10 protein-coding genes and 1 pseudogene are annotated in these 11,876 nt (G+C 60.3%); 8 read left to right on the forward strand and 3 right to left on the reverse strand.

The genetic code is table 11. The annotated features are described in order from the left end of the window. Window positions 1-128: 128 nt before the first annotated feature. Entirely contained in the window at window positions 129-1,073 is a 945-nt protein-coding gene (locus ACIOWE_RS25985; protein ID WP_401397463.1) for a GlxA family transcriptional regulator, read from the reverse strand. 192 nt (window positions 1,074-1,265) lie between these two features. Here ACIOWE_RS25985 and ACIOWE_RS25990 point away from each other — a divergent pair, with 192 nt between their 5' ends. From ACIOWE_RS25990 to ACIOWE_RS26015, 6 genes are all read left to right on the forward strand, one after another. Further along, the gene (locus tag ACIOWE_RS25990) at window positions 1,266-2,210 is read left to right on the forward strand and encodes a choline ABC transporter substrate-binding protein (RefSeq protein ID WP_401397466.1); all 945 of its coding nucleotides are present in this window, start codon (window positions 1,266-1,268) and stop codon (window positions 2,208-2,210) included. A 74-nt stretch (window positions 2,211-2,284) separates the two neighbouring features. Further along, window positions 2,285-3,172, forward strand: a complete 888-nt coding sequence (locus ACIOWE_RS25995; protein WP_093429893.1) for a 3-keto-5-aminohexanoate cleavage protein — start codon at window positions 2,285-2,287, stop codon at window positions 3,170-3,172. Between the two features lie 172 nt (window positions 3,173-3,344). Then, window positions 3,345-4,310, forward strand: a complete 966-nt coding sequence (locus ACIOWE_RS26000; protein ID WP_401397469.1) for an L-carnitine dehydrogenase — start codon at window positions 3,345-3,347, stop codon at window positions 4,308-4,310. 179 nt (window positions 4,311-4,489) lie between these two features. Then, window positions 4,490-4,966 (forward strand): thioesterase family protein, encoded by a 477-nt coding sequence (locus ACIOWE_RS26005; protein WP_401397472.1) that lies wholly within the window; start codon window positions 4,490-4,492, stop codon window positions 4,964-4,966. Between the two features lie 24 nt (window positions 4,967-4,990). After that, on the forward strand, window positions 4,991-6,154 hold the full coding sequence (locus ACIOWE_RS26010; protein WP_401397474.1) for a gamma-butyrobetaine dioxygenase: 1,164 nt from the start codon (window positions 4,991-4,993) through the stop codon (window positions 6,152-6,154). 370 nt (window positions 6,155-6,524) lie between these two features. Further along, window positions 6,525-6,788 (forward strand): hypothetical protein, encoded by a 264-nt coding sequence (locus tag ACIOWE_RS26015; protein WP_007962640.1) that lies wholly within the window; start codon window positions 6,525-6,527, stop codon window positions 6,786-6,788. Window positions 6,789-6,900: 112 nt separating this feature from the next. Here the strand turns inward: ACIOWE_RS26015 and ACIOWE_RS26020 are convergent, their stop codons facing one another. Continuing rightward, complete coding sequence (locus ACIOWE_RS26020) at window positions 6,901-8,004, reverse strand: GlxA family transcriptional regulator (protein WP_007949927.1); 1,104 nt, start codon at window positions 8,002-8,004, stop codon at window positions 6,901-6,903. A gap of 524 nt (window positions 8,005-8,528) precedes the next feature. After that, window positions 8,529-9,905, reverse strand: coding sequence for an L-serine ammonia-lyase (locus ACIOWE_RS26025; RefSeq protein WP_401397477.1), 1,377 nt, complete (start codon window positions 9,903-9,905; stop codon window positions 8,529-8,531). A 436-nt stretch (window positions 9,906-10,341) separates the two neighbouring features. Between ACIOWE_RS26025 and ACIOWE_RS26030 the strand changes: the two genes are divergently transcribed. Next, window positions 10,342-11,289: a choline ABC transporter substrate-binding protein gene (locus ACIOWE_RS26030; RefSeq protein WP_201236498.1), complete on the forward strand. Its 948-nt coding sequence runs from the start codon at window positions 10,342-10,344 to the stop codon at window positions 11,287-11,289. Between the two features lie 66 nt (window positions 11,290-11,355). Continuing rightward, a pseudogene (locus ACIOWE_RS26035) lies at window positions 11,356-11,790 on the forward strand (choline ABC transporter permease subunit); the annotation flags it as partial. Between the last annotated feature and the right edge of the window lie 86 nt (window positions 11,791-11,876).

The raw sequence follows: 11,876 nt of genomic DNA on the forward strand, positions 1-11,876 counted from the left end.
CACATTGGAACCTGTGGGAGCGGGCTTGCCCGCGATGGCGGTGTGTCAGGCGATCACAATGTTGGATGTGCTGGCCTCATCGCGGGCAAGCCCGCTCCCACAGGGTTCCATGGCGTTGCTGAAACCGTTCAGGCCTGCGCAGCGCGTCGATCTTCGCGGGGGCAACGGGCGAATTTTGCGCGGTAGCTGCGGGTGAAATACGACGGTGATTCGAAGCCGCAGGCAATGCTGACTTCGAGCACGCTCATGTCGGTCTGGCGCAACAGCTGCCGGGCCTTTTCCAGGCGCAGGCGCAGGTAGAAATTGCTCGGCGTGTCGTTCAGGTGCAGCCGAAACAAGCGCTCCAGTTGCCGCCGCGTCACTTTGATCGACTCCGCCAGCTCCAGCGTGGTCAGCGGCGGTTCGCTGTGCTGCTCCATCTCGCCAATCACCTGCACCAGTTTCTTGTTATTGATGCCGTAACGCGTGGCGACTTCCATGCGCTGGTGGTCTTTGCGCGGGCGGATGCGCCCGAGGACGAATTGCTCGCTGACCTGGATCGCCAGTTGCGGGCCGTGGGCCTGGGCGATCAGGTCGAGCATCAGATCGATGGAAGCGGTGCCACCCGCCGAGGTGATGCGCCGACGGTCGATCTCGAACAACTCCTGCGTCACGCTGAGCTGTGGATAAGATTCCTTGAAGGCGTCGATGGCCTCCCAGTGCAGGGTCAGTCGATGGCCGTCGAGCACGCCGGCCTCGGCGAGGACGAAGCTGCCAGTGTCGATGGCGCCGAGGGTGACGCCGTCGTTGTCCAGCCGCCGCAGCCAATGCTCCAGCGTAGGCGTGGCGAACTTCAGCGGTTCAAATCCGGCCACCACCAGCAACGTCGCACCTTTCTTCAACGGCTCCAGCGCCGCATCCGCGTTGACCGACATGCCGTTGCTCGCCAGCACCGCGCCGCCATCGGCACTGAGCACATGCCAGCGATACAACTCGCCGCGAAAGCGGTTGGCCACACGCAACGGTTCAATGGCGGAAATAAAGCCGATGGCGGAGAACCCCGGCATCAGCAAGAAGTAGAAATCCTGGGACATGGGCGCACTCGGTTGGCGGGTAGCGTGGAATGTTGATACGCCAGTTGTCTTCGGCATTCAAGAGCACAGGTCGCTACAGTGCAAGTGCCGGTCGCCGTAGTGCGTTTTGACCGGCCTGAAGCTGCGTAACTTTGCATCACCGGCGCATCAGACGCCGGGAACCACAATAAACGACCTGCCGAGGAACCCGACATGAAACGACTGATCAGCAGCTGTGTTCTTGCACTCAGCGGTACCGCTTTCTTGAGCGCCAGCGTCATGGCGGCCGAACCCGCGTCTTGCCAGAACGTACGCATGGGCGTGGTCAACTGGACCGACGTGATCGCCACCAGTGCCATGACCCAGGTCTTGCTCGACGGCCTCGGCTACAACACCAAACAAACCAGCGCCTCCCAGCAAATCATCTTCGCCGGGATCCGTGACCAGCGGCTGGATCTGTTCCTCGGTTACTGGAACCCGCTGATGACCCAGACGATCACCCCGTTCGTCGACGCCAATCAGGTCAAAGTCCTCGAAGCGCCGAGCCTGAAAGACGCCCGCGCCACCCTCGCCGTGCCGACTTATCTGGCGGACAAGGGCCTGAAAACCTTCGCCGATATCGCCAAGTTTGAAAAAGAGCTGGGCGGCAAGATCTACGGGATCGAGCCGGGCTCGGGCGCCAACACGCAGATCAAGGCGATGATCGCCAAGAACCAGTTCGGCCTCGGCAAGTTCCAGCTGGTCGAGTCCAGCGAGGCCGGCATGCTCGCTGCCGTCGATCGCGCCGTGCGTCGCAAAGAGGCGGTGGTGTTCTTCGGCTGGGCGCCGCACCCGATGAACGTCAACGTCAAGATGACTTATCTGACCGGCAGCGACGATGCCCTCGGCCCGAACGAAGGCATGGCCACCGTATGGACCGTTACTGCACCGAAATACGCCGATCAGTGCCCGAACATCGGTCGTCTGCTGAGCAACCTGACGTTCACCGCCGAAGACGAGAGCCGAATGATGCAGCCGCTGCTCGATCACAAAGACGCCTTCGAATCGGCCAAGCAGTGGCTCAAGGATCACCCCGAAGACAAGCAACGCTGGCTGGAAGGTGTGACCACGTTCGACGGCAAACCGGCCGCTGAAAACCTCCAGCTGACCAGCAAATAACTCACCACGAATAACGCTTCGCAGCCCCGAAAAGGGCTGCGGACAGACCCATCACGCCTGAAGGAAACCGCACCATGAACCACGACGTCATCATCACCTGCGCACTCACCGGTGCTGGCGACACGACCGCCAAGAGCCCCCACGTGCCGGTCACCCCGAAACAGATTGCTGCTGCTGCCGTTGAGGCGGCCAAGGCTGGCGCCACAGTTGTGCACTGCCATGTGCGCGATCCGCAGACCGGCAAGTTCAGCCGTGACGTCGCGCTGTACCGCGAGGTGATGGAGCGCATCCGCGAGGCTGACGTCGACATCATCGTCAACCTCACCGCCGGCATGGGCGGCGACCTCGAAATCGGTGCCGGCGAGAACCCGATGGAATTCGGCCCGAACACCGATCTGGTCGGCCCGTTGACCCGTCTGGCGCACGTTGAAGCGCTGCTGCCGGAAATCTGCACCCTCGATTGCGGCACGCTGAACTTCGGCGATGGCGACACCATTTACGTTTCGACCCCGGCGCAATTGCGTGCTGGCGCCAAGCGCATTACCGAGCTGGGCGTGAAGGCCGAGCTGGAAATTTTCGACACCGGGCACCTGTGGTTCGCCAAGCAGATGATCAAGGAAGGCCTGCTCGATAACCCGTTGTTCCAGCTATGCCTGGGCATCCCGTGGGGCGCACCGGCCGACACCACCACCATGAAAGCCATGGTCGACAACTTGCCGGCGGATGCCGTGTGGGCCGGATTTGGCATTGGCCGCATGCAAATGCCGATGGCCGCGCAAGCGGTGCTGCTGGGCGGCAACGTGCGGGTCGGGCTGGAAGACAACCTGTGGCTGGACAAGGGTGTGCTGGCGACCAACGGCCAACTGGTTGAACGCGCCACCGAGATCCTCAGCCGCTTGGGCGCCCGGGTACTCACGCCGGCGGAAGGTCGCAAAAAAATGGGCCTGACCCAGCGCGGTTAACCCTACATCTATTCCCTTTGGGAACCGGAATTGTGGCGAGGGGATTTATCCCCGTTCGGCTGCGCAGCAGTCGCAAAATTCTTGGGGCCGCTGCGCGACCCAACGGGGATAAATCCCCTCGCCACAAGAACCGGCTTCACACGGGATCACCGAATATTTCCAGGAATTCACCATGAGCTTTATCACCGAAATCAAAACCTTCGCCGCACTGGGCAGCGGTGTCATCGGCAGCGGCTGGGTCGCCCGCGCCCTCGCCCACGGCCTCGACGTGGTGGCCTGGGACCCGGCGCCCGGCGCTGAAGCAGCCTTGCGCAAACGCGTAGCCAATGCCTGGGGCGCGCTGGAGAAAAACGGTCTGACGCCCGGCGCTTCGCAGGATCGTCTGCGTTTTGTCGCGACCATCGAAGAATGCGTGCGCGATGCCGATTTCATTCAGGAAAGCGCCCCCGAGCGCCTGGAACTGAAACTCGAACTGCACAGCAAAATCAGCGCAGCGGCCAAACCCGATGCGCTGATCGGCTCGAGTACTTCCGGTCTGCTACCGAGCGAGTTCTACGAGAGCTCGACGCACCCTGAGCGCTGCGTGGTCGGTCACCCGTTCAACCCGGTTTATCTGCTGCCGCTGGTGGAAGTTGTCGGCGGCAAGAACACAGCGCCGGAAGCCGTTCAGGCTGCAATGAAAGTCTACGAATCCCTCGGCATGCGTCCGCTGCATGTGCGCAAGGAAGTGCCGGGATTCATCGCCGACCGCTTGCTCGAAGCGCTGTGGCGCGAGGCGCTGCACCTGGTCAACGATGGCGTGGCGACGACGGGCGAGATCGACGATGCGATCCGGTTTGGCGCCGGTTTGCGCTGGTCGTTCATGGGCACGTTCCTGACTTATACGCTGGCCGGTGGTGACGCGGGCATGCGCCACTTCATGTCGCAATTCGGCCCGGCGTTGCAGTTGCCGTGGACGTATCTGCCGGCACCGGAGCTGACCGACAAGCTGATTGATGACGTGGTCGATGGCACCAGTGAACAGCTTGGCCGGCACAGCATTTCGGCGCTGGAGCGCTATCGTGATGATTGTTTGCTGGCGGTGCTTGAGGCGGTGAAGACCACAAAGGAGAAACACGGGATGAGTTTCAGCGAATAAACGCAGTTCCCTGTGGCGAGGGAGCTTGCTCCCGCTCGGCCGCGAAGCGGTCGTAAAACCAGCGAGTGCGACCTGACTGACACTCCGCCTCAAGAGGTTTTTGGACTGCTGCGCAGTCCAGCGGGAGCAAGCTCCCTCGCCACAAGTGTGTATTTCGCCAGCGACCTATGGAGTTCAGCATGCCGCACCTCACCACCTACCAAACTCGCATCATCCCCGACTGGGTCGACTACAACGGCCACCTGCGCGATGCCTTCTACCTGCTGATCTTCAGCTACGCCACCGACGCCCTGATGGATCGTCTAGGCATGGACAGCAATAACCGCGAAGCCAGCGGCCACTCGCTGTTCACCCTCGAGCTGCACCTCAACTATCTGCACGAAGTGAAGCTCAATGCCAACGTCGAAGTGCACACGCAAATCATCGGTCACGACAGCAAACGCCTGCACCTCTATCACAGCCTGCACAAGGTTGGAGAGGATCAGGAACTGGCCGGTAATGAACAGATGCTGCTGCACGTCGACCTCGCCGGACCACGCTCGGCGCCGTTCAGTCCGGACACCTTGAGCCGTCTGCAAAGCATCGTCGCCGAGCAGCAAGACTTGCCCGCTCCCGCTTACATCGGCCGCGTGATCGCGCTGCCACCCGCCCGGTAAATTCATCACTCGCAAGGAGCCGCCATGAACACCGCTGCTGCTGTTGCCGATTTCCGTACTTATCCGTTGATCAGCGCGCTCGGTAGCGTGCAGACCTTGTCGGATCGCGTTTCGATTGCATGGGCCGATGGTCGCATCAGCCCGTTTCACCTTGTCTGGCTGCGGGACAACTGCCCGTGTCCGCAATGCGTCTACAACGTCACCCGTGAACAGGTTTTCGAGATCGTCGATGCCGCTGAAGACCTCAAGCCTGCCGCCGCGCAAATCGATGGCGACGGCTGCCTGCGCATCGACTGGCAGGACGGCCATTCGAGCCGATTCGATCCGGGCTGGCTGCGTGCACATGCCTACGACGACGAATCCCGCACCGAACGCCTGGCCGGCAAACCCAAGGCTTATCTGTGGCGCAGCGATTTGCAGTTGCCGGTGTTCGATTACTCGGCGCTGATGAACGACAACGCCGCGCTGCTGCAATGGCTGATCGCTGTACGCGATATCGGTCTCACCCAGGTAAGCGGTGTGCCGACCGAACCTGGTTCGTTGAAACTGATTGCGCAACGCATCTCCTTCATCCGCGAAAGCAATTTCGGCGTGCTGTTCAACGTGCAATCCAAGGCTGATGCCGACAGCAACGCCTACACCGCTTTCAACTTGCCGCTGCACACGGACTTGCCCACCCGCGAGCTGCAACCGGGGCTGCAATTTCTGCACTGTCTGGTGAATGACGCCGAGGGTGGCGAGAGTATTTTTGTCGACGGGTTTGCGATTGCCGATGCCTTGCGCCAGGAGGACCCCGAGTCGTTCAAGGCCCTTTGCGAGATCCCGGTGGAATTTCGTAACAAGGATCGTCACAGTGATTATCGCTGCCTGGCGCCGATCATCGCGCTGGATGCATTGGGCCGGGTCGCGGAGATTCGCATGGCGAATTTTCTGCGTGGGGCGTTTGATACATCGGTGGAGCAGATGCCACTGCTGTATCGCGCCTACCGGCGCTTTATTGCGATGACCCGCGAGCCACGGTTTCGCCTGATGCAGCGACTCAATCCGGGTGAGTTGTGGTGCTTCGACAATCGCCGCACGCTGCATGCGCGTAATGCCTTTGACCCGGCGACCGGGGCGCGGCATTTCCAGGGCTGCTACATCGATCGGGATGAGTTGTTGTCGCGGATTCTGGTGTTGCAACGCTAGACCGCGTCATCGTTCATCGCTGGCAAGCCAGCTCCCACAGGTACAAGGTGATCCCTGTGGGAGCTGGCTTGCCAGCGATGGCGTCAGTAAAAACAACGTCAGACATCCCTGATTCACAGACAAAAAAAGCCCCGATACAAGCCGTGACAGGATCGGGGCAGAGGGTACTGTTGAGGAGCTGCCGTGCGAGGGTGACCAAACCTTCGTGTTGCAAGCTGAGTTCAGTGTGCCCACTCCCCTCAGCGACGAGTTAGCCGAAAACGACCTGTTCATAGCCGTCGCGGCCACTGCGACAAATCGCCCTTGCCGTCCCTTCCCATGCCTACCAGAATCGAGCCACGACCTCCGTTGCCGAAGAAGGATTCGCCTCATGATGTACGCCGACTTGATTGATCAGGAAGACCTGTTGGGCCAGCTCAAGGCGTTGGGTTTTCAAGTGCCGAGCGGCTCCACGGCCGAACAGGCGTGTGAGTGCGCGGTGCGTGGCCTGGATAATGTTCGCGCATTTGAATTGCGCAAAATGGTCAAGGACATGTACACCAGCGGCGCCAGTATCCAGCCTGCGGTGCGTCAGGCCATCGACAAACAGTTGTTGCCGGCATTGGCGGACTACCAGCAAAGCCATAGCGCCTGACAGGCCGCCATCGCTGGCAAGCCAGCTCCCACAGGGTCCGCGCAGTACACAAGTATTGTGTTCACCCGAATCACTGTGGGAGCTGGCTTGCCAGCGATGAAGCTGACGCGGTCTACAGCCTTACACTGGCAAACGTCGACTCATTACGCGCCTGACTCAACGCCGACATCGGCCCCGACAGCGGCGACATCACGATCGCCTGCGGCAGCGGCAGCATCGCCACTTGCTGGGTGGTGTTGGAACCTACGCGCTCGTCACGCGGCGGAATGCCGAAGTATTCGCGGTAGCACTTGGAGAAGTGCGGCGTCGAGACGAAACCACACACCGATGCCACTTCGATGATCGACATCGGCGTCTGCTTGAGCAGTTGCCGTGCACGGATCAGCCGTAGCTTCAGGTAGTAGCGCGACGGCGAGCAGTGCAGGTATTTCTGGAACAGCCGCTCCAGCTGTCGACGCGACACGGCGACGTACACCGCCAGTTCGTCAAGGTCGATCGGCTCTTCCAGATTGGCTTCCATCAGCGCAACGATTTCCTGCAACTTCGGCTGATTGGTGCCGAGCATGTGCTTGAGCGGCACGCGCTGGTGATCCTGTTCGTTGCGGATACGCTCGTAGACGAACATTTCCGAGATAGCGGCGGACAGCTCACGGCCGTGATCACGGCTGATCAGGTGCAGCATCATGTCCAGCGGCGCGGTACCGCCGGAGCTGGTGAAGCGGTTGCGGTCGAGGGTGAACAGGCGTGTGCTCATCGCCACACGCGGGAAAGCTTCCTGCATCGCGGCCAGACATTCCCAGTGCACGCTGCAATCGAAGCCGTCGAGCAGGCCGGCGCAGGCCAGTGCCCAACTGCCGGTGCACACGGCACCGAGACGCTTGGACTGGCGCGCCTGGCTTTGCAGCCACGACACGTGTTCCCGGGTCACGGTACGTTGAATGCCGATGCCGCCGCAGACAATCACGGTATCCAGTGGCGGGGCTTTGTGCATGGAGGCGTCGGGGGTGATTTGCAGACCGTCACTGGCCCACACCTGCCCGCCATCGACGGTAAGGGTGCTCCAGCGATACAGCTCGCGACCGGACAATTGGTTGGCCATGCGTAGCGGTTCAACCGCAGAGGCCAGGGAAATCAGCGTGAAATTGTCCAGCAGCAGAAAGCCGATGGATTGAGGCGCACGGTTCTGGGGTTGAGCCCCGGAGTTGAACGACGTCATCGCGGTATCTCCTCACACAAAGCGGGTGATGGCCTCAGGCGGAGGCTCTTGTTATTGCCATCGTTCTCTTGCGTGAGACGGGGCTTTGTTATGACAGAGCAATTGCCATGCCTAAAATTGAATGTGCGTTCAATAACTCCTGAAAACGACGTCGCGACGTGTCTATACGAGCCGTCCGACGAAAGGTATTTCGAAGTGCCATCAGCGCCCGCAAAAGCCCTGCCCCGATGCGTGTGAGCAAATCGGTAGCACTTGTGGGAACAGGCCTGCACGCGGCTGGCGGGGAGTGTCACCGCAGGCACGGGTGACGGACGGTAGGGTGTGCTGATTGCCTGTTACAGGTGGGAAAGACTCTTATCTGATTGCGACGCGCTAAAAGGTGGCGTCTGGAATTAGGCGTGTTCAATTAGCGAGCAGTTTTGACTGGTCTGGCCCCTTCGCGAGCAGGCTCGCTCCCACATTTGGAATGCATGCTCCTGTGGGAGCGAGCCTGCTCGCGAAGAACTCACCTCGGTGTCACTGATTCAGCACTCGACGGCGCTGACCGCCAGGCCACCCCGCGAGGTCTCTTTATATTTGTCATGCATGTCGGCGCCGGTATCGCGCATGGTACGGATCACCCGATCCAGCGAAATGAAGTGCTGACCATCGCCACGCAAGGCCATCTGCGCCGCGTTGATCGCTTTCACCGCCGCAATCGCATTGCGCTCGATGCAGGGCACCTGCACCAGACCACCTACCGGATCGCAGGTCAGACCCAGGTTATGTTCCAGGCCGATTTCCGCCGCGTTGCACAACTGCTCCGGCGTGGCGCCAAGAATCTCCGCCAGCCCTGCCGCTGCCATGGCGCACGCCGAACCGACTTCGCCCTGACAACCGACTTCGGCACCGGAGATCGAAGCATTCTTCTTGCACAGAATCCCTACCGCCGCCGCACTGAGGAAATAGTCGACCACGTTGGCGTCGGTGACCGCTTCGCTGAACTTCATAAAGTAGTGCAAGACTGCCGGGATGATCCCCGCCGCACCATTGGTCGGCGCCGTGACCATGCGCCCGCCCGCAGCGTTTTCTTCATTCACGGCGAGAGCAAACAGATTGACCCACTCCATCGCACTCAGCGTCGAGCCGATCACATTGGGCTTGTTCAACTCCTGCAGGCTGCGATGCAACTTCGCCGCACGTCGACGCACATTCAAACCGCCCGGCAGAATGCCTTCGTGTTTGAGGCCCTGCTCGACGCAGTCCTGCATCGCCCGCCACAGTTTCATCAGTCCGGCGCGGATTTCCTCTTCACTGCGCCAGACCTTTTCGTTGGCCATCATCAATTCGGCCACGCGCAGGTTGTTGTTCTTGCACAGCTCTAGCAGTTCGACGGCACTGGAAAAGTCATAAGGCAATTCGGTGCGATCAAGATCGACAACACCACTGGAGGCCTGCGCCTGATCCACGACAAAACCGCCGCCGACCGAATAGTAGGTGTCGCGGTGCAACTCACCGTGATCGCCTTCAGCAACCAGCGTCATGGCATTCGGATGAAACGGCAGGTTTTCGTCGATCAGGCGCATGTCGCGGGCCCAGACAAACGGCACCGACAGGCGACCATCCAGAAGCAAGGTGTGGGTTTCACGCAGCGCTTGAATGCGCGGGCCGATCTGCGACGGGTCGATTGCGTCCGGCCACTCGCCCATCAGGCCCATGATCACCGCGTTGTCGCTGCCGTGACCGATACCGGTGGCCGACAGCGATCCGAACAGTTGCACTTCGATCCGCCGCACCTGTTCCAGCAGGTATTTGCCCCTGAGCGACTCGACGAACAACGCCGCGGCGCGCATTGGCCCGACGGTGTGGGAACTGGAAGGGCCGATGCCGATTTTGAACAGGTCGAAAACGCTGATAGCCATTGCTGCAGAGCTCCTGAGGATGCCGATCCGGGGCGATAAGCGCCCGCTGGCGGAGCTGCTACGCTCAAGCTGCGATCCGCCGGAATGCCCGCATCATCAGGCTTTTGTCAGGTCGCACGGCGTCTGACACCGACGCACTCATGCCCACTAACGCCGTGCCGCTTTCGTCCCCGGTTTTCGCCGTTTTTATGCGGTTCAGATGGCCAGACGGGGCCAAAAAAAGCTGTAAACGACGTCACTGACACTGGATGCGACCATCCCTGTACTGGATACGACTCCCCCTGTAGGCGTCAGATTTTCACTGGTACATGATCGTTATGACTCGATTGCAAGGCGCCGTGGTAGAGCTGTCTCCAGAACGCCATCCAACCGCAACCTATAAGTGCGGTGGTCCACAGTCGGAACACTGCCAAAAAAAACACCAAGGAGTCCATCCATGAAAGGTTCCCCGTCGTTGTTGTTGGCCGCCATGCTGAGTCTGCCGTTACTGGCTCAAGCCGCAGAACCGGCGCAGTGCAGTACCGTTAACTTCTCCGATGTCGGCTGGACCGACATCACCGCGACTACCGCGACCACCTCCGTTGTTCTCAACGCCCTCGGCTACAAGACCAAGACCACCATGATCTCCGTGCCGGTGACCTACAAGTCGCTGGCCGACGGCAAGAACATGGACGTGTTCCTCGGTAACTGGATGCCGACCATGGAGAACGACATCAAGGCCTACCGCGACGCCGGCACTGTGGAAACCGTGCGCACCAACCTCAAGGGCGCCAAGTACACCCTCGCCGTGCCGCAAGCCCTGTACGACAAGGGTCTGCATGACTTCGCCGACATCGCCAAATTCAAGAAAGAACTCGACGGCAAGATCTACGGCATCGAGCCTGGCAACGATGGCAACCGCCTGATCCAGAGCATGATCGACAAAGACGCCTTCGGCCTGAAAACCGCCGGTTTCAAAGTCGTCGAATCCTCCGAAGCGGGCATGCTTTCGCAGGTTGACCGTGCGCAGAAACGCGACACCGCAGTGGTCTTCCTCGGCTGGGCGCCGCACCCGATGAACAAGCGCTTCAAGATCCAGTACCTGACCGGTGGCGACGACTTCTTCGGCCCTGATTTCGGTGCTGCGACCGTGGCCACCAACACCCGCAAGGGTTACGCCGAGGAATGCAGCAACGTCGGTCAGTTGCTGAAGAACCTCGAGTTCAACGTCGACATGGAAAGTGAACTGATGGGCAACATCCTCGACGACAAGATGAAGCCTGACGCGGCCGCCAAGGCCTGGCTGAAAAAGAATCCACAGGTGCTCGATACCTGGCTCGCTGGCGTGACCACCATTGACGGTAAACCTGGCCTGGAGGCCGTGAAAGCCAAGCTTGCACAGTAATCGCTTATGCCGGGTGAGCTAGCTCACCCGGGCTGTTTATTTCCTTGCATGCGGACGTTCACTACCATGCTGATTGATCAGAAAATACCTTTAGGCCAGTACATCGCGGGCTTCGTTGAATGGTTGACGCAACACGGCGCCAGCACTTTCGACGCAATCGCCGTGACCCTGGAAACGATGATCCACGGCGTGACGTTTGCGCTCACCTGGTTCAACCCTTTTGTCTTGATCGGCCTCATTGCCCTGCTCGCCCATTTCATTCAGCGCAAATGGGGCCTGACTGTTTTTGTGATTGCCTCCTTCCTGCTGATCCTCAATCTGGGGTACTGGCAGGAAACCATGGAAACCCTCGCCCAGGTCATGTTCGCGACCCTGGTCTGCGTGGTCATCGGCGTGCCGCTGGGCATCGTCGCCGCGCACAAGCCGATGTTCTACACTTTAATGCGTCCGGTACTCGATCTGATGCAGACCGTACCGACCTTCGTTTACCTCATTCCCAGCCCGCAGAGGGTCAGGGTAGGGATGAGGGAAACGAAGGTCGGTTCGGTCTGCCTCAGATCGAGTACCGGACGCATTAAAGTGTAGAA

It is taken from the genome of Pseudomonas sp. NPDC087598, from assembly GCF_044743525.1.
In the GTDB taxonomy this organism is placed as follows: domain Bacteria; phylum Pseudomonadota; class Gammaproteobacteria; order Pseudomonadales; family Pseudomonadaceae; genus Aquipseudomonas.